Below are 19167 nucleotides of genomic sequence, written 5' to 3'. Positions count from 1 at the left end.
TAAATAGTTTTTCTTTTCACAATGCGGGTTCCGAGACACAAGTATTGTGTCTCTACAGGTTTGACGCTATAGCGCCAACTCTATTGATGGGTCCCAGAAAACATTTTTAAAGTCCTGCACCTGGTCGTCAACAACTTTTACGCCCTCATTTTCAAGTAAAGTTTGCATCAAGTTGCCGCCAAAGTGAAATTTAGCTGTCAGTAAGCCTTGCCTGTTTACAACCCTGTGTGCCGGTACAGGTGGCTGTACCCTGCCTGCAGCCTGCATAGCGTATCCAACCATGCGCGACGAGCCCTTGGTGCCTAAATAAGCAGCAATGGCACCGTATGACGTTACCCGGCCTTTGGGTATCAGTCTGGCTACTTCGTAAACGCTATCGTAAAAATTCGGTTCAGCCATAATTGGTTAGATGCTTAACGCAAATATAAATAGTTCCCGGCAATTCGCCGGGTTTGAAGCGCAGCTCGGAACACCGTTTTAATGATTCAATACCTACTCATTTTTCCGATTAGATCACATCCCACAATTTGGCTAAAGCCGGATGTTGCTCTTATTTTTGATCCGTCGGCTAAAGCCAGACGGCAATGAATCAAATATGATTGTTTGATCATTGCCGTTCCTTTTAAGGAACGGACCTCGAAAGGTGTGATGATGGCTTTAGCCAAAAGTGTAAGAGCGACAATTTAGATTACAATTAGCCGGGTTGTTACCGGGCGTTAACAGCCTGCGGAAACCTCAAAATCAGTTGCGGGTCGGGAATGTTTTTTTGGTAGATGGCCTTATCCGAAAAGCGGCAAACCCCGGGATAGTCGCCCTTTTTGCCTTCCATATCAAACATCAGCTGGAAATGCAGATGCGGCGGCCAATGGCCATTTTTATCCATTGTGCCAAAGCTGCCTATCCTTTCATTTTTGCTGATAGGTTTGCCAATATACAATCCATCCAAACTTTCGGTATTTAAATGACCGTATAGGCTATAAAGCTTTAAGCCATCGAGCTGATGTTCCAGGATGATAGTTGGCCCGTAATCGCCAAAGTTATTGTTGTTTTGAAAGCTGTGGACAATTCCATCCAAAGGTGAATAAACCGCTGTACCGGCCTGTGACCAAATATCAACACCCAAATGCAGGCGGCGTGGTTCGTCATCCGTATCAAAGTGTGCGCTGCGGGCATAAATAGTGCGGTGCTCCATGTAGCCACCTACGCCATACCGGCAATTGTTATCACTGAGTTGTTGGTTTACCCACGCGCTGAATTTAACGGTATCCGAAAATGTAGCTTCATCCAGTTCGGTGTTCGAAGCTGTGAAATTAAAATGATAGAGCCTGTCTGACACAGCATCAAAATTCACCACTTTGCTAATGGCATCGGGATGAGTCTCAATATAAGCAGCTAACCGTTGGGTAGCGTCCATCGCAATTATTCGGTTTCGGGTTGCCGGTCTTCTTTGCTTATCTTATCAAAAATCTTATCCATGCGCTCCACGTATTCGCCGGTATCATCCACAAAAAACTCCAGTTGGGGTATTATACGCACCTGGTCTTTTATACGTGCACCCAGCTTGTACCTTATTTCGGATGCATGCGATTTGATGGTATGCAGCGCCAGTTGTGCATTGTCATTTTTAAAAAAGCTTAAAAACACCCTTGCAATAGCCAAATCAGGCGTTACCCTTACCTTGGTTATGGTGATAAGCGTGTTTGGTAAATAGCCCATACCCTCGCGCTGAAATATGGCGGCAAGGTCCTCTTGTATTACTCCTGCAAATTTTTGCTGACGTTTTGATTCCATATATTTTGTTGAGCAGAAAGCCCTAAGCAATCATTATTTTATTCTATTCTATCCCGCGTTTAACTAATCTCTAATCTCCAACCGCTAATCACCTCACTTACACATATCATCCGGGATTTCCTTCGTTATCTTTATCAGTTTTTTTACCACTACGGTGCTGTCGTATTCCAGGCTCAGGCCCTCTTTGTTGGAGTGTATCTTTGCTCCCTCTACTTCAACATAAACCGGCTCATAAGGCTTTTCGAATTTTAGCTGCGAGTACTTTAGCTCCATTTGCTTGGTGCTGTCGGTAACCCAAAACTCCCGGCCACTGTCGCAATCTTTAAACGAATTAACGCCCGGGCCAAAGCTGTATAAGCCTTTAAAAACCACATGTGGAGTTTTATCGGCACCGCCGTTGCATGAGCATATCGCAATTATCACCAGCCCCGCCAAAATTTTAATCCGCTTTAAATGCATTCCCTAAATTTACAAGTCCTGTTTAATATCATTAAGTCCTTTAATGCTTAAGCGCGCGCTTATGCCTGCAGCAATAACCGCAATGATGCCCACCGTTAAAAAAACAAGGATAAAATCGCCGGCCATTAGGGTAACCGGGTAAGCATCTATCATTGATTTTGTGGAGCCCATTTTTACCAAACCAAAACGCTGCTGCAATATACAAAATACAAATCCGAAAAAAATACCTGCCAAACAGCCAATTATCGATATCATCATCCCCTCGAAAAAGAAGATGCCCTGTATAAGCTGCTTATTTGCGCCAAGGCTGGTTAAAATGGCTATGTCTTTACGTTTATCCATAACCAGCATGGTTAACGAACCTATGATATTAAATATTGCAATAATTAATACAAATACCAATATCATAAATATAAACCAGCGCTCATAATTCAGCGTTTTGTACAATTCGGTGTCCTGTTGGGCGCGGTTCCTGATGGTAAAGTCCTTGCCGATTTTACCCTGTATGGCTTCCTGCACGTCGGCAATCTTTGTCCCTTTGTTAAAATTCAACTCAAGCGAGGTAACGTTTACCGGCTGATTCAGCAAATCGCGGGCAAAATCAATAGGGGTTATCACCAGGTCGTCAAACTGTTGGCCCAGCGTAAAAACGCCGGATGCGTTGATGGGCCGCACAGTAAACGCATCTAACGGGTTGGCACCAATACCTGCGCTGCGGTTTGGCGAGAATATTTCCATCGGGGTAAACTGGTCGCGTATGCTAATGCCCAGGCTATTTTGCACCATTGAACCTATCACTGCGAAGTTAATGCCATCTTTTTTAAGCGTAAACGAGCCTGTTTGCACAATGCTGTCCATTTTGCCTTTTTTCATAAACTGTGCACTCACGCCTTTTAGGGTGCCGATAAATGGGCGGCCATCATACTTTACCAATACCTTTTCCTGTAATACCTCGATATAGGAGAATACCTTTTTGTCGTTTTTTAGCGAGTTAAAATACGCAGTATTAGGATTGAATGATTTACCAAGTTTGGGCTCAATCTTCAATTCAGGCGTAAAGTTGTTGTAAAACGATAGGATAACTGTTTCGAAACCATTAAACACCGACAGGATAATAATCAGGGCGGCACTGCCAATAAATACCCCAACCATTGATATGCCCGAAATGATATTGATAGCGTGCATTTTTTTGCGCGAGAATAAATACCTTTTGGCTATGTAGATGGACGTGTTCAAATTAGCAGAATGTAGAATTAATGATTAAAACATGCATTAAAACGCCCTAAAGGTATCGCTTTTTGGCAATATTTATGCAACGGTTGGCTGGCGGGTAAAGTTTGTATCGCTTGTATCGGTGTACTGGTCACTTTGGTGATACAGTGATACGTCAGTTGTATTTATAGCTTATACTGATTTAAGTTGTAAGGTTTTGTATCGCTTGTATCGGTGTATTGGTCCCTTTAGTGATACAGTGATACGTCAGTTGTATTTATAGCTTATGTAGATTTAAGTTGTTAGGTTTTGTATCGCTTGTATCGGTGTACTGGTCACTTTGGTGATACAGCAATACACTTTACTATTATTTTATATTTATATTTCAATATATTCTATTTAAAGTTGTTTTGAGAATTCTATGCCACTATCAAAGCCAATCTATTTTATAGATATAAATACTTAATAAATTAATTTGCTACTGTTCTGTATCACTATATTATTCAATACATCGATACAGGCGATACAATAACTTAATTTGAGACAACTTTACAAGTGTTCTGTATCACTGCCTTGCTCAATACATTGATACAGGCGATACAATAACTTAATTTGAGACAACTACTTTGCTAGTGTTCTGTATCAATGTATTGACCAATACCACGATACAAGCGATACAGTACATTAATTTGAGACTTTAGAAGTGTTCTGTATCACTGTATTGACCAATACCACGATACAGACGATACAGTACATTAATTTCAGACTACTTTGCAAGTGTTCTGTATCACCACCTTGCTCAATACACCGATACAAGCGATACAGCAGGTCTCATTTTTATATTGCAGCGGAAAAGGGTTAGTCTTGTATCGTCCGTATTGCTCTACTGACCAGTACAGTGATACAGTCCATTGCTTAATTCAGAAAAGGGTTGGTCATCTTTTCATATTCTATGGTAGTTTCCGGGCCATGACCAGGATAAACAACGCAATCGCCCGGCAGCCGGAATAATTTCTGTTCGATATTATCAATCAGCTGGCTAAAGTTGCCACCGGGTAAATCGCTGCGGCCTATGCTGCCCCTGAATAGCACATCGCCGCCTATCAGCAGGTTACCAACCTCGTCATAAAAACATAAATGCGCAGGTGAATGACCCGGGGCAAATATTAAATGCAGCGTAGTGTTGCCAAAGCTTATGCTACCTGTTTCGGGCAAAAACTCGTCCGGCACAGGTGAAAGTTCATATCGTATGCCCATTGACGGCGCATAGGCTGATACAGCCTCCAGCAATGGTAGTTCTCCCTCATGAAATTTTGGCTTAAGGCCATATTGGTCGAAGATAAATTTATTGCCCAGCACATGGTCTATGTGGCAATGGGTGTTCAACAGCAAAACAGGCTTCAGGTTGTTATTGCGGATAAAATTTACCACAGCATTTTGCTCACTCGCAGTTTCCATTCCCGGGTCTATAATAACACACTCGCCGGTTTCATCAAACAAAATATAGGTATTTTCCTGGTAAGGGTTGTTTACAAAAGATTGAACATTAGCCATGGGGCAAAGGTAGTGATTTCGGAATTCGGATGTTCGATTTCGGATTTTTTTGAATGGGGTGATTTCGTGCTTTTCTTTCCCCCAATGCCGCTTTGCAGGCTATTGACCCCCGACGGATACAGCCAACTTAGTGTGGTGGGTGTATAATTACAAATCGAAACTTGTTGCCAAAATTCCCGAAGTGCTTTTCCCTGTTAATTCGTAAATAATATCAAACTTGCCGTCGTTGTTCCGGGCGAACATTATCACCATTTTATTGGATGGGTCGATAATAAAATATTCTTTTACGCCAGCATCTTCATAAAGTGATTTCTTTTTCACAGTATCATGGATGTGGTTTCCCGACAGTATTTCGAAAACGATATCCGAAGCGCCATGAATCCCGTCATCGTAAATAATGCCTTTATTTTCATTCAATATTACCAAAATGTCTGGTTGTACAACCGATTGCTGTTCTGTTAAATAAACGTCTGTCGGTGCAGACAAGGCCACCCCTATAGCCGTTTCTTCCAGGAAGTTAAAAATTAGGCCGGCTAATTTAAATGATAAAAATTGATGGCTCGTATTAGGTGCAGGTGTCATAATTAGCTGGTTGTACAATACCTCGCACCTGGTGCCTTCAGGCAGGCTCCTGTAAATATCAATTGCTGTTGCAGGTATTGTGGTATGCATTGCCGGTACTTTTATGCTAATTTACGGAATAATATATTAATGTTCGATAATCAAATTTGTTTGGAAACCGGCTTTTCGTCTTCAGACTTTACTAACTTCCGACTTTTCGTACTCTCCTCTATATCTCCATTACCTCTTTCTTCTTTTTACTCTTCATACGCTTCGGTAAAAACTCCAGTATTTCGTTTTTTAGTGCCTCTATCATGCGGCGTTTTAAAAAATTACGCTGTATAACTATGCTCACTTCACGGGCCGGTTCGGGGGCTTTAAAGTAGCGCACCTTGTCCAGTTGTTTGTCGGTAAGATCAGCAAGGGCGAGTTCAGGTAAAATGGTGGCGCCATTGTTTTGGTCGACCATACGTTTCAGGGTTTCAACGCTGCCCGTGTTGTATTCAAAATGTTTAAAGCCCTGGGTAGCCTTGCGGCGCTGGCAAATATTTAAAACCTGTTCGCGCATGCAATGGCCCTCGTTTAGTATCCAAATCTCCTCCATATCAATATCGTCGGGCACAATGTTTTTTTTTTTTGATAGCTTGCTGTTTTTTGATACGTAGGCCACAAAGTTTTCGTAAAAAACAGGCACTTCAGTAAGCGTGCTTTCGTGCAGAGGGGTTGATAGTATGCCGCAATCAATAACGCCCAGCTTCAGCTGCGCTATAATCTGTTCGGTTGTTTGCTCCCAAACTATCAGTTTTACCTGCGGGTATTTTTCAATAAAGCCGTGCAGTATTTTTGGCAGTATGTAAGGGGCAATCGTGGGTATAATGCCAACCTTTAGCTCGCCCGACAGTTCCTTTTGCCGGTCGGTAATTATCTCCTTTATCTTTTCGCTTTCCGACAGCATAATCCGGGCCTGTGTTATAATTTCGATGCCGATCTCGGTAGGCGTTACCGGTTGCTTGCTGCGGTCGAATATTTTTACGCCAAGTGTGTCTTCCAGTTTTTGCACCTGCATGCTAAGCGTAGGCTGGGTAACAAAGCATTTATCGGCTGCTGCAACAAAACTCCGGTAAGTATCAACAGCTACTATGTATTCAAGTTGGGTAATGGTCATGGTTTAAAAATGAGATGCAAGAATCAAGATGTCAAGAATCAAGATAGAAAATGGAGCCAAAGTATCTCTTCCCGTTCTTGACTCTTGGTTTCTTGACTCTTGCTTCTCTCTATATAGATTTTCTCTATTCAAATATAGTAATTATTGATTTTTTCTATTGAATTATTATGATGAAGTTTGATTGTTATAAAACTAAACTACTATGGAAACTAACAAGAAGAAACTCACCACGGCATCCGGCATACCCTACTACGAGAACGAGAATTCGCAGAGTGTTGGGCCAAGAGGCCCCATATTATTGCAGGATTTTATCCTGCACGAAAAAATGGCGCACTTTAACCGCGAGCGTATTCCTGAACGGGTAGTGCACGCAAAAGGTTCAGGCGCGTATGGTACTTTTACAGTAACTCATGATATTTCAAAATATACCCGCGCCAAACTTTTTAACTTCATTGGCAAGGAAACAAAGACTTTCCTGCGTTTCAGCACCGTCGGAGGCGAGAAGGGTTCGGCCGATACTGAACGGGACCCACGTGGCTTTGCCTTGAAATTTTATACCGAAGAAGGCAACTGGGATTTAGTGGGCAATAACACCCCGGTATTTTTTGTGAAAGACCCTAAAAAGTTCAGCGATTTTATCCATACCCAAAAACGCGACCCATATACCAATTGTAAAAGCGCAACCATGATGTGGGATTTTTGGTCGTTGAACCCGGAGAGCCTGCACCAGGTAACTATTTTGATGAGCGATAGGGGTACACCCTATGGTTACCGCCATATGGATGGCTTTGGCAGTCACACCTTCTCCATGATTAACGCCAATAACGAAAGGCATTGGGTAAAGTTCCATTTTAAAACCAAACAGGGAATCAAAAACTTTACAGATGCTGAGGCGGGAGAAATGCGCGGTAAAAACCCCGACTTTGCCCAGCACGACTTGCTAACCAATATTGATGCCGGCAATTTTCCGCAGTGGGATATGAAGATACAGGTTATGACCGAAGAGCAGGCCAAAACCTATCAATGGAACCCTTTTGACCTTACCAAAGTGTGGCCGCACGGCGATTTTCCGCTGATTGATGTTGGCGTACTTGAGTTGAATAAAAACCCGGATAATTACTTCGCACATGTTGAGCAATCTGCATTTGCGCCGGCTCACGTAGTTGATGGCATTGGTTACTCGCCAGATAAAATGCTGCAGGGTCGCCTGCTTTCATACCCTGATGCCCACAGGCACCGTTTGGGCGGCAACTATGAGCAGATACCCGTAAACCGTTGCCCGTTTGCCATAAATAATTATGAACGCGACGGCCAGATGCGTGTTGATGGTAACCAGGGCTCGGCGCCAAACTATTTCCCTAACAGCTTTGACGACATTGTTGCTGATGAAGCATACAAAGAACCATCATGGGATTTGGGGACAGGCGTAGCCGATTGGTACGACCGCAACGCAGAAGGCGAAAATGACCACTATACGCAACCGGGCAATCTATACCGCCTGATGGACGATAGTGCCAAACGTGATTTAATAAACAACATAGTTAACTCCATGGGAGGCATTGGCGGGCCTAAAAAGGATTTGATAGTAAACCGCCAGCTTTGCCACTGGTTCAGGGCTGATATTGGCCTGGGAATGGCCATAGCCAAAGGCCTGCAGCTTGACATGGACGCAGCAATGAGTTCGATGGCGGCGCATATGTGAATTAGTCCTTAGTCTAAAGTCTGGAGTCGAAAGTCTTAGGCTGTATAATAATAAAGCCGGATGGGTCTAATGACTCCCCGGCTTTATTTATTAGATGTAACCAGAATTCAGACTCAGGACTTTCGACTCAAGACTTTGAACTCCTCACTACTCCACCGTTACCGATTTCGCCAAATTTCTTGGCTGGTCGACGTTGCAGCCGCGCATTACGGCAATGTGGTAGGCCAGTAATTGTAGTGGTATGGTTGCCAGCAGCGGCACAAATGCCTCGCCGGTTTGCGGTATTTCAATCACGTAATCGGCCATGCTCTTTACTTCGGTATCACCTTCGGTTACAATGGCAATAACGTGGCCTTTGCGGGCTTTTACTTCCTGTATATTACTCACTACCTTGCCATACGACGAATCCTTAGTTGCGATAAATACCACCGGCATATCGTTGTCAATTAAGGCAATCGGTCCGTGCTTCATTTCGGCAGCAGGATAGCCTTCGGCGTGTATGTAAGATATTTCCTTTAGCTTAAGGGCACCTTCAAGCGCTACCGGGAACGAGCTGCCACGGCCTAAGAACAGGCAATTGGTAGAGTCTTTAAACTCCCAGGCAATATCTTTTATATGGTCGTTTAACTGTAAGCATTGTTCAACCAATTCAGGTATCTCATCCAGCTCGGTTAAGTATTCAATAAGCTTGCTTTCTTTAATCGTGCCACGTTGTTGAGCTATGTAAAAAGCAATCAGTGTTAAAACGGTTACCTGTGCAGTGAACGCTTTGGTTGATGCAACACCGATTTCAGGTCCGGCATGTGTATAAACACCGGCATGCGTAGTACGCGGGATGGACGCACCAACTACGTTGCAGATACCAAAAATAGTAGCGCCTTTTTCTTTTGCCAATTCAATAGCAGCCATGGTATCGGCAGTTTCACCCGATTGCGAGATGGCTATTACCAAATCCTTTTCGGTAATAATCGGGTTACGGTACCTGAATTCCGAAGCGTACTCAACCTCAACCGGTACACGGGCATATTCTTCAATCAAATACTCACCCACCAAACCGGCATGCCATGATGTGCCGCATGCCACGATGATAATACGGTCGATGTTTTTTAGCTTTTCGGTATATTCCTTTAGCCCGCCCAGCTTAACCAGGCCTTTTTCAGGATAGATACGGCCGCGCATACAATCGCGTATTGAACGGGGCTGCTCGTATATCTCTTTGAGCATAAAGTGATCAAAGCCGCCTTTCTCAAGCGCGTCCAGTTTTAAGTCAAGCTCCTGTATGTAAGGTGTTTGAACAGTATTGTCAATATTCTTTATAAGCAGGTCCTCACGGCGCAGGTAGGCAATTTCGTTGTCGTTAAGGTAAATTACGTTTTTAGTGTATTCAACAATAGGTGTAGCATCTGATGCTACAAAATACTCGCCTTTGCCAACGCCAATTACCAGCGGACTGCCTTTGCGGGCTGCTATAAGCAGGTCCGGGTCGTCTTCGCTCATTATTACAATTGCATAGGCGCCTACAACCCTGTTTAAGGCAACCCTTACAGATTCCTGCAAGTCTAACCCGGTTACGTCCTGTATCTCCTCTATAAGATGTATCAATACCTCGGTATCCGTATCGCTGGTAAACACATGACCCTTGCTCAACAAAGTTTCCTTAATGTTACCATAGTTTTCGATGATGCCATTGTGGATGATAGTGAGCTTGCGATTACCCGAAGCATGCGGGTGCGAGTTCCGGTCGCTTGGTACGCCATGCGTAGCCCAACGGGTATGGCCCATGCCAATTGTGCCGCCAAGGTCAACATCTTTTACAAAATCTTCCAGGTCGCTAACTTTGCCGGCCTTTTTATATACTTTTAATTCTTTATCAAATAGAGATACCCCGGCGCTGTCATATCCGCGGTATTCAAGCCTGTGAAGCCCTTTTATAACAATAGGGTAAGCATCCCTAAAGCCTATGTAACCTACAATTCCACACATAAATAGATAGTTCTTTTAATAATGTTTTCCGCGCAAAAATAACAACATTGATGATTATTTGTTGGATTATACCGGATATGGTTAATATTAAATTATTTTAAAAAGTGCCGCCACTTCCCGAATATCGCGAAATGAAGATCCGGCTCGGAAAAATGTTTTAAGGCATTTGAAGAAAAAAGGGAGATAAACAAGCTTGTTTATCTCCCTTTTTTCTTATGCTTAATTTATCGCCAGTACATAGCTATAAGCGCTTATCTCTTTATCTTAGTGTAGATAATGTTAAGCTTTATTTTGTAAGGCGATGTTTTGTCTGAACCAACGGCAACACTCCTTGCAGCAATTGAAGGGGTAGCCGTATAATCAACACTGCTTTTATTAAGTGTATCAACCGGGGCTATAAAAGTGCCATAGTCGGACGTTTTTTTCAGTAACAGGTCTTGTAAATATGCTGTGATAATAAAATGATACTGGTTTGTTTTAGAGCTGTAGTAACCGCCAAAACTGCCTACGCCCTGTGAACGGGAATCGCTTGGTGTAGCGTCCTGCAGTAAAATACGCTGGTGTGCAATATCCAATCTGTACATGGAGATTTTTGGCAGCGGCCGGTACTGGGTATAAGATCCCGGTGCCGGGCTAATAACCAATTCGGCGCGGTTTAACACAATATCTTCACCGTTTTTCAACAGGTCGTTTCGTAAGTTGGCCAATAAATTAGGAAAGCTAATTTTAGTACGCAAGCCGGCAAGTCCCTGCAGGTAAAATACATTGCCGGAGGTAGTTGTGTTGGCAAGCTCGGCATTAATAGTTGTTGAATAAGTATGTGTAATTGATGCAGCAAACTGGCTTATCGGCAACTTTATGGTTGTCGTATCAATAACGCCGTTATTTGATATTTTGCAATAAACGTTAACCGAGTCGGTGTTTGATAACATAAGCGTACCGCCTGCACCTGTTGATAAAGTTTTATCGAGGGTTAAATATAAGCCTTTAACAGCATTTTGGAAAACACTGTTTGAAGCAAGCGTTGCACTGCTGGCATTAAAAAAATTGGTGATTATGAAATTATTATCAATAGGAACCCTGATTTGCGATGGTACTTTTATCAGCGAGTCGGGTTTCCCTTTTATAATGTTGTTAATCTTAATTGAGTCGTGCGGGCGGGCCTTAAATGTAATTGAACCTAGCAGCGCCGGGTTAACTTTCCATACTTTGTTGCCGTAATATCCGGTGTTCGAGCTGTATGCCTCTTGTAACTGGTAAAGATTCAGCTTATAGCTTGAAGCAACCGAGTCGCCATAAAAACCGTCAGAATAGCGCAGTACCAATCTTGTTGAGTCGATAGATATTGTGCCTGACGGAAGAGCGTATGCTGTGGCTCCTGGCAGGCTAAGGCTGGCGGCCAGGTTTGATTCTGTTGTGCCGAAAATTGGATCCTGAAAATAACCAAGGGGTAACTTGGTAAGCCCCGATGTTACAACCGAATCTTCCTTAACTGTGTTAACAACTATTGTTGAAGTATCAATCATAGTGCCATTAACCTGGGTTTGTGAATTAACACCCAAGCCAATAGTATCCTGGTTTTTACAACTATTCAAAATAAAAAGACTTATCAACAACGTCAATAAGTCTAAGCGGAAAAATTTCATATATGATCTCAAAGCTTATACAACATGTGCCAGTTCCTCGTTGGCAATTTCGTCGTAAAAATTGTAATAATTTTCGAAATCTGCGGTCGATTCGAATTCTAAAACCGATTTATTGCTGTTTTTAACATTATTTAACACATCTTCATCGATATTCTCATCACCCAGCACAATCCCGTCACTGTATTGTATTGCCCCGGCATATAATGCCGAATTGTTTCCCGGTTTGTAAACTTCGGTATGTTTTTCGCTCATATCACCCATAACGGCTTTTTGCGAAAAATCAGCATCCAGTTCCCCGGCAAAGTCGTTTTTGTAAATAGAGTAAACAACTTTTGAGTTTTTAAACGTCGGGTCGTCTTTGTAAGTAGTTTTTAAATAAGCAGGAACTAAAGCGCTCATCCAGCCATGGCAATGGATAACATCCGGCGCCCAGCCTAGTTTTTTAACAGTTTCTAAAGCGCCCTTGCAGAAAAATATCATGCGCTCATCGTTGTCAGCATAAAATTTACCGTCTTTATCGGCAAATACATGTTTACGCTGAAAGTACTCTTCATTATCCAGGAAATAAACCTGCATGCGTGCAGCAGGGATAGACGCAACTTTAATGATCAACGGATTGTCATTATCGTTAATGATAATGTTCATACCGGATAAGCGAATCACCTCGTGTAACCTGTTCCTGCGCTCATTAATATTCCCGAAACGCGGCATAAGGATACGAATTTCGTAACCTTTTTCCTGCATAGCCTGCGGAAGCTGGCGTGTAATTTCAGCAATTTTTGAGATTTCAAGAAAGGGAGACATTTCGTGAGTTATAAACAGAAGCTTAGATTTACCCATCACTATATCAGTTATTAAATTTATTAAAGAAGTCAGTCAAAAATTTGAGTCTGCAAATATAAGCATTATTATATGAACTGGCAACCAATTATGCAAGTAACTTTTGGTAAATATTAATCAATTGCACAACTTTACCGCGTTTTTTAAATTCTGTTGTATTGAAAATATTTACTACCAAAGCGGCTGTAGGCCAGTATTTATCACAAATAAAGGCATCGGGCAAAACCGTTGGTTTTGTGGCCACAATGGGGGCGCTGCATCAGGGGCACCTATCGTTAATTGAGCTGGCGCAAAAGCATAACGACGTAATTATCTGCAGTGTTTTTGTAAATCCCAGCCAATTTAACGACCCTAAAGACCTGGAGAAATACCCACGCACTATTGAAGCCGATATCAAGCTTTTGGAGCAAGGTAACTGCGATATTTTGTTTAACCCCGGGGTAAATGAGATGTATGATGACAATGAACAATGGCATTTAAACATAGGCGAAACCGAGCATTTACTTGAAGGCGAGTTTCGCCCGGGGCATTACCAGGGCGTCACTCAAGTAGTATACAAGCTTTTTAATATTGTTAAACCGGATGCGGCTTACTTCGGGCAAAAAGACTACCAGCAGTTTTTGATCATCAGCAAAATGGTTGATATGCTGAACATGCCGGTTAAGATGGTAATGTGTCCTATAAAACGCGAGACTGACGGCTTAGCAATGAGCTCGAGGAATATACATCTTTCTGCAGATGACAGGCTTCATGCATTAGTATTGTCAAAAACCCTAAACTTTATTAAAGATAAATTTGACAGTCATGGCATTCCTGCTTTGAAACAGGAAGCAGCCCACTTGATAAACGCTGAACGGGGTGTTGAACTGGATTATTTTGAAATTGCCGATGGCGATACGCTGCATACAGCAACCCCGGATTCTGAAAAGATTGTCGCCCTTGTAGCCGCAAAGGTTGGAAAGACGAGGTTGATAGATAACGTGATGTTGAAGTCCTGAGTCTTAAGTCTATAGTCTGAAGTCAAAAAGACTAACGACTTATGGCTTTGGACTATAGACTTGCAGCTTCCCGCCCATCACCTCGCTGATTTTACGGTACGATTCAAACGTCCAGCCGGCAACGTGGGGGGTAAGTATCACTTTACCGCTTTGCTTCAGCTCATCAAACCATTCCTGTTCGGCAAGCGCCGGGAACTTTTCTACCTCCAACACATCAAGACCAGCGCCTAAAATTTTACCCTGTTTTATGGCATTCAGGACCGGCCTTATCTGCGCGGTTTTGCCACGCGAGGTGTTGATAAAGAAAATAGGCTTTTTAAAATGGAACAAATATTCTTCGTTCACCAATCCTGCTGTTTCCGCGGTTAGCGGAACATGCAAGCTGAGCACGTCGCTATGCTTCACAATTTCTTCCATGCTTACTTCGCGGGCGTATTTATCGCTAAAACCGGTTTTATATTTATCGTAAGCAATAACATTTACTTCAAAACCCGATAGCTTCTTCGCAAAGCTTCTGCCCATAAAGCCATAACCAATTATGCCTACGGTCCGTCCTTTTAACTCGTAGCCCCGGTTAGCTTCGCGCAGCCAGCTACCGGCACGTACTTGTTCGTCTGCTACGTTAAAGTTGTTCATAAGGGCTAATAACAAGCCCACGGCATGTTCGCCAACGGCATCCATGTTCCCTTCCGGAGCATTTATTAATTTTATGTTTTTTTCTGCAGCATATGGCTCGTCAATATTATCCATGCCTGCACCTGCACGGCAAACAAAGCACAGGTTTTTGGCGATGTCGATCACTTTTCTATCTACTCTAAACTTAGAACGTATTACCAGTCCGGCGTAGCCGCCAATTATTTCCAGGGCTTCAGCCGCAGTAATTTTAGGTTGATAATCGCATTCATAGCCTTTTGCTTCGGCCATTTCAATAAATACCGGGTGGATATCGTCAACAATAAGGATATTATTTTTCAAGAGCGTTTTGAATTATTTAAGGGTGTAAAATTAGAAAATGCCAGGTAATTAACACTGACGCAACCATTTATTAATAAAATATGACATTTTGCGCCTTTTTTAAAACTGGCACGCTTATCGCCTGTTGATACTGTGCGGGTAAATCCCCGCGAAATAAAACCAATGAGATTTAAAAAATTAGGGGCCGACATGAAAATACAAGCCGGCAGGCTTTCAGAGAAAGGCTTCAAACAAATATTCGACCGCATCAACCAGCTTAACATAAAAGCAGGGGTTGATAAAATGGGTCTTGACAAGTTTATTGAACAATGCGCTTACATGGCCGCTGGTTCAGGCGTTATTTCGGGCACCGGTGGCATGTTAACCATGGTTGTTGGCGTTCCGCTTGACTTTGTTAACCTGATAACCCAGCAATTTCGTGTTACCATGGCAATTATGTATAATGTTAGGGGCAACTACTAGGTAGGGTTCGATGAATTTATGCAATTCATAGCTACATCGTTAAAGGTTGAGGCTGGTGTTACCCTTACCAAAACAATGATGGAAGGCATTGCCGAAAAGTTGCTGATGATATTAGGCACCCGCACTGCCGAAAGACTGGTGCCAATTGTTGGTGCGGTAATTGGCGGCACTGCAAACTATTTGTTTATAAAACGGATGGCGCATTCGGTAAAAAAGTTACATGGTGAGCCGGTTGTGATCATTATAGAATAATTGTTTACCTGTTTGCGGTTATCTGGTTAGTTAGCTTTACAAAATCATTTACACTCAATCGCTCCGCCCGTAAATCGAGCATTGGCTCAGCGGTCATTTTCTCTTTATTGATTAGCGATGACAACGCATTGCGCAAGGTTTTACGGCGCTGGTTAAATCCGGCCTTTACTACCTGCCAAAACAATTTCTCGTCGCACCCTAACTGTTCGGTCTTATTACGGGTCAACCGGATAACTGCCGACAATACTTTTGGGGGTGGGTTAAATACCCCGGCTTTTACGGTAAACAAATATTCCACTTTGTAGTAGGCCTGCAAAAACACGCTCAGGATGCCATATTCCTTACTGCCAGGTTTGGCGTTGCAGCGCTCTGCAACTTCTTTTTGAAACATACCTACCACTTCAACAACCTGCTGCCGGTTATCAAGCACCTTAAAAAGTATTTGCGACGATATGTTGTAAGGGAAGTTGCCAATAATACCGAGTGGTCCGTTAAAGTACGCGGCAAAATCCATCTCCAAAAAATCGGCGTTGATTAGCCGTTTGCCTAAAACAGGATATTTTTTTTGAAGATACTCATATGATTCGGTATCAATATCAATTAACGAAACCTCCAGTTCAGGTTTCTGCAGCAAAAAATCGGATAATATGCCCATCCCGGGGCCCACCTCAAGTACCTGGCGGTAACCATTTTCGGGGCGAAGGCTGTCAACTATTTTAGCAGCTATATTTTTATCAGTAAGAAAATGCTGACCTAAATGCTTTTTTGCTCTTACCAATGTCATTATTAATCAAATATTTGAGCAAATTAAGGCATATTTGTGCTTTAATAGGTTAAAATCTTTTTATTTGTGGTGGTTAAAGCCGAAAGCACAGAGCAAAAAGCCCAAAGCCTTCAAATAAACCAGGTACATTATTCACCGTAAAAGTCAACGAAATCACCTTTATTGGTGAGGTCATACCTAAATCGGTGTAACCATAAAATAATATGAGCGAAAAAATAAAAATTGGGATCAGCATAGGCGACGTAAACGGGATAGGTCTCGAAATTATTATCAAAGCATTGGCCGACAGCCGTATCTATGATTATTGCATTCCCATAGTATATGGGCATACCAAGGTAGCATCGTTTTACCGTCGTACCACACAGGTGGAAGATCTTAACTTTTTTGTGATTAACCAGGCACAGGACGCCAGGCGCGATCACAAAAAGCCACATATGATTAACTGCTGGGAAGAAGATGTTAAGATTGAGCCAGGCGTTACCAATAGCGAAGTTGGCAAATACGGCTTCTTGTCGTTAGAACGGGCCACCAGCGACTTAATTCACGGCCATATCGATGCGTTGGTTACCGCCCCTATAAACAAGGATACCATACAAAGTGAACAATTTAATTTTCCCGGCCATACCGAATATTTGCAGGAAAAGGACGGGGCCGCTGAGTCGCTAATGTTTTTGGTGAGCGATACCCTTCGCGTTGGCGTAGTAACAGGCCATATTCCCCTGGCAAAAGTTGCTGAAAGTATTACTATTGCCAAAATACTTTCGAAACTTAAGCTAATGGATGCCAGCCTGCGTAACGATTTTTGGATACGCAAGCCCAGGATTGCCGTTTTGGGCCTAAACCCCCACGCAAGCGATAATGGCCTTATTGGTACCGAAGAACAAAATGTGATTACCCCGGCAATAGAAGAAGCCCGTAACAATAATATATTGGCCTTCGGTCCGTACGCTGCCGATGGTTTTTTTGCAAACGGAACTTATTTGCAGTTTGATGCTGTGCTGGCCATGTACCACGACCAGGGCCTTATACCATTTAAACAAATCGCGTTTGAATCGGGCGTTAACTTTACGGCCGGATTGAACTTTGTACGCACTTCGCCCGACCATGGTACAGCTTATGACATCGCCGGTAAAAACCAGGCGTCAGAAATTTCTTTCCGCGAAGCAATGTTTACGGCAATGCACATTGTTAAACATCGCCGCGAGACCCTAGAGCTTCAGGAAAATCCGCTGGTGTTCTCTAAGTTGAGCAGGGATAGGGATTAATATTATAGATTAGCCAGGATTTAAAGAGATCAAAGATTGAGCAGGATTGTTTCCCCTGGTCTGCGATCTCTTTTTTATTACCCTATTGCACGGGGTACTTCCAATGCTATGGTGGTTGGATGTAGAAGAAGGGAGCGATTGGGTTTTCCTAATGGCCGCTGATTAAACTTCGATGATCTACGATGCACCGGGCTATTTGCCAAAAACGTCACAGGGCGCAAGTTCATTACCGTTAACGACTAAGAATAAAGAAGCCTTGCCCAGTTTTTAAACTGGGCAAGGCTTCTATTCAAATTCATCTTTCAGACTTTGCTAGTACTTAAGTACAATAAAGCCGGTTTTGTGTTTAGTTTCATTTCCGTCTTTATACTCCAAAGAGTAGAAATAAGTACCGGGCTGTTGTAATTTACCGTTGGTGCTGGAGTGTCCATCAAACGATTTTGTTGCATTGTCATAACCTTTAGCCTCGTATACCAAAGCTCCGCTTCGGCTCATGATCTGTATCTTGTTATCGGGATGCGCAGCGATACCTTCAATAACCAATGCGTCACTGTTCCCGTCGCCATTTGGCGATACGTTCTGGTGAACAACAATTGCGGTGTTAGTGATCGGCGATTCCTGGGGCTGATATTGCATAACAACAGCAACCGGAGGCACATCTTGCCTGGTTATGGTTAATGTGTAGGTAGTGGTTGATGAGCCATCGCTTGCGGTCACCACGGTAGTAATCAGATTTGAGCCGACATCAAGCGATATAGGGCCGGATGTTGAGCCTGACGCTACGGTGGTTCCGTTAACCTTAATGGCTGCACCGGCGCCCTGTGAGGTTGGCGTTACCTTAACATAGGTATAATCGTTTGCTACAGTAGCCGTGTAATCAGCGTAGTTGCTTCCGGATACTAATGTTTGCATCAATGCAGGGTAGTATTTTAGTGTGGTTAATAAACTCGATTGCTGTCTTGTTACCACCAGGCTATATGTTTTTGAGCTTAAGCCATCGGCAGCGGTTACCACTGTATTGATAGTGTTTTGGCCGGCTAACAATGGCACTTGTGCCGATGCTGTACCTGACGGTACTATGGTGCCGTTAACTTTAATGGTCGCTCCGGGGTCTGCCGCCGTTGGGGTTACTATAATGTAACTGTTTTTGTTAGGTACGGTTGCAGTGTAATCCCTGTAGTTAGGGCCTGCTACTGTAGTTTGTACAATTGGCGGGCTGTAGCTAAGGCCGGTTAGCAATGCCGACGATTGACGTCTTATGGTTAACTTATAGGTTTTTGTTGTTCCATCCTGGGCCGTTACAACCGTAGTAATGGTGTTAAGGCCAACGTTCAGCGCTATGGGGGTGGAGGTGGCGCCCGAGGCTACTGTCGTTCCATTTATTGTAACTGTAGCTGTCGGATCCTGCGTTGTAGGGGTTGCAGTAATTGACGTAAAGGTATTGGCCACTGTTGCAGTGAAGTTCTTGTAGTCAGGTCCGCCCACCTGGGTTTGCATTATGCCGGGATAGTACTTAAG

Annotated in this window: 19 protein-coding genes; 5 read left to right on the top strand and 14 right to left on the bottom strand. The window is 43.1% G+C overall.

Features of this window, described 5'->3' with window-relative positions; all coding sequences use genetic code 11:
* Positions 1 to 66: 66 nt before the first annotated feature.
* The 8 genes from Q0R52_RS23995 to Q0R52_RS23960 all read right to left on the bottom strand — a co-directional run bounded on the left by Q0R52_RS23995 (position 67) and on the right by Q0R52_RS23960 (position 6742).
* Positions 67 to 399 (bottom strand): MGMT family protein, encoded by a 333-nt coding sequence (locus Q0R52_RS23995; protein ID WP_295799670.1) that lies wholly within the window; start codon positions 397 to 399, stop codon positions 67 to 69.
* 307 nt (positions 400 to 706) lie between these two features.
* On the bottom strand, positions 707 to 1414 hold the full coding sequence (locus tag Q0R52_RS23990; protein WP_295799667.1) for a peptidoglycan DD-metalloendopeptidase family protein: 708 nt from the start codon (positions 1412 to 1414) through the stop codon (positions 707 to 709).
* A gap of 5 nt (positions 1415 to 1419) precedes the next feature.
* Positions 1420 to 1791 (bottom strand): 30S ribosome-binding factor RbfA, encoded by a 372-nt coding sequence (gene rbfA, locus Q0R52_RS23985; protein WP_295799665.1) that lies wholly within the window; start codon positions 1789 to 1791, stop codon positions 1420 to 1422.
* 93 nt (positions 1792 to 1884) lie between these two features.
* The gene (locus tag Q0R52_RS23980; protein WP_252789988.1) at positions 1885 to 2250 is read right to left on the bottom strand and encodes a hypothetical protein; all 366 of its coding nucleotides are present in this window, start codon (positions 2248 to 2250) and stop codon (positions 1885 to 1887) included.
* 9 nt (positions 2251 to 2259) lie between these two features.
* Positions 2260 to 3435, bottom strand: coding sequence for an FtsX-like permease family protein (locus Q0R52_RS23975; RefSeq protein ID WP_295799663.1), 1176 nt, complete (start codon positions 3433 to 3435; stop codon positions 2260 to 2262).
* 942 nt (positions 3436 to 4377) lie between these two features.
* Positions 4378 to 5016, bottom strand: a complete 639-nt coding sequence (locus Q0R52_RS23970; protein ID WP_295799660.1) for an MBL fold metallo-hydrolase — start codon at positions 5014 to 5016, stop codon at positions 4378 to 4380.
* Between the two features lie 147 nt (positions 5017 to 5163).
* Positions 5164 to 5688 (bottom strand): Uma2 family endonuclease, encoded by a 525-nt coding sequence (locus Q0R52_RS23965; protein WP_295799658.1) that lies wholly within the window; start codon positions 5686 to 5688, stop codon positions 5164 to 5166.
* Between the two features lie 118 nt (positions 5689 to 5806).
* Positions 5807 to 6742, bottom strand: a complete 936-nt coding sequence (locus Q0R52_RS23960) for a hydrogen peroxide-inducible genes activator (RefSeq protein ID WP_252789982.1) — start codon at positions 6740 to 6742, stop codon at positions 5807 to 5809.
* A gap of 202 nt (positions 6743 to 6944) precedes the next feature.
* Here Q0R52_RS23960 and Q0R52_RS23955 point away from each other — a divergent pair, with 202 nt between their 5' ends.
* A complete protein-coding gene (locus Q0R52_RS23955; protein ID WP_295799654.1) occupies positions 6945 to 8444 on the top strand; it encodes a catalase in 1500 nt (499 codons plus the stop codon).
* 147 nt (positions 8445 to 8591) lie between these two features.
* On the opposite strand, the gene glmS is transcribed toward Q0R52_RS23955, so the two are convergent.
* The 3 genes from glmS to Q0R52_RS23940 form a co-directional block, all read right to left on the bottom strand.
* On the bottom strand, positions 8592 to 10427 hold the full coding sequence (glmS, locus tag Q0R52_RS23950; protein ID WP_295799652.1) for a glutamine--fructose-6-phosphate transaminase (isomerizing): 1836 nt from the start codon (positions 10425 to 10427) through the stop codon (positions 8592 to 8594).
* A gap of 251 nt (positions 10428 to 10678) precedes the next feature.
* A complete protein-coding gene (locus Q0R52_RS23945) occupies positions 10679 to 12022 on the bottom strand; it encodes a DUF4270 family protein (protein ID WP_295799650.1) in 1344 nt (447 codons plus the stop codon).
* 66 nt (positions 12023 to 12088) lie between these two features.
* Positions 12089 to 12913 (bottom strand): glycogen/starch synthase, encoded by an 825-nt coding sequence (locus Q0R52_RS23940; RefSeq protein WP_295799647.1) that lies wholly within the window; start codon positions 12911 to 12913, stop codon positions 12089 to 12091.
* A gap of 158 nt (positions 12914 to 13071) precedes the next feature.
* Between Q0R52_RS23940 and panC the strand changes: the two genes are divergently transcribed.
* Positions 13072 to 13911, top strand: coding sequence for a pantoate--beta-alanine ligase (gene panC / locus Q0R52_RS23935; RefSeq protein WP_295799644.1), 840 nt, complete (start codon positions 13072 to 13074; stop codon positions 13909 to 13911).
* Positions 13912 to 13950: 39 nt separating this feature from the next.
* Here the strand turns inward: panC and Q0R52_RS23930 are convergent, their stop codons facing one another.
* Positions 13951 to 14886, bottom strand: a complete 936-nt coding sequence (locus Q0R52_RS23930; RefSeq protein WP_295799642.1) for a 2-hydroxyacid dehydrogenase — start codon at positions 14884 to 14886, stop codon at positions 13951 to 13953.
* A gap of 162 nt (positions 14887 to 15048) precedes the next feature.
* Here Q0R52_RS23930 and Q0R52_RS23925 point away from each other — a divergent pair, with 162 nt between their 5' ends.
* The gene (locus Q0R52_RS23925) at positions 15049 to 15348 is read left to right on the top strand and encodes a hypothetical protein (protein ID WP_295799638.1); all 300 of its coding nucleotides are present in this window, start codon (positions 15049 to 15051) and stop codon (positions 15346 to 15348) included.
* Between the two features lie 18 nt (positions 15349 to 15366).
* Positions 15367 to 15600, top strand: coding sequence for a hypothetical protein (locus Q0R52_RS23920; RefSeq protein WP_295799635.1), 234 nt, complete (start codon positions 15367 to 15369; stop codon positions 15598 to 15600).
* 4 nt (positions 15601 to 15604) lie between these two features.
* Here Q0R52_RS23920 and rsmA read toward each other — a convergent pair whose 3' ends face one another.
* Positions 15605 to 16384, bottom strand: coding sequence for a 16S rRNA (adenine(1518)-N(6)/adenine(1519)-N(6))-dimethyltransferase RsmA (gene rsmA, locus Q0R52_RS23915; protein WP_295799633.1), 780 nt, complete (start codon positions 16382 to 16384; stop codon positions 15605 to 15607).
* 203 nt (positions 16385 to 16587) lie between these two features.
* Here rsmA and pdxA point away from each other — a divergent pair, with 203 nt between their 5' ends.
* A complete protein-coding gene (pdxA, locus tag Q0R52_RS23910; protein ID WP_295799629.1) occupies positions 16588 to 17649 on the top strand; it encodes a 4-hydroxythreonine-4-phosphate dehydrogenase PdxA in 1062 nt (353 codons plus the stop codon).
* A 312-nt stretch (positions 17650 to 17961) separates the two neighbouring features.
* Here pdxA and Q0R52_RS23905 read toward each other — a convergent pair.
* On the bottom strand, positions 17962 to 19167 hold a 1206-nt coding region (locus tag Q0R52_RS23905), incomplete at its 5' end, for a cadherin-like beta sandwich domain-containing protein (RefSeq protein ID WP_295799626.1).

Origin of the sequence: Mucilaginibacter sp. (genome assembly GCF_025359345.1) — a bacterium.
GTDB lineage: Bacteria > Bacteroidota > Bacteroidia > Sphingobacteriales > Sphingobacteriaceae > Mucilaginibacter.
This window is presented reverse-complemented; position numbering and strand designations above follow the sequence as displayed.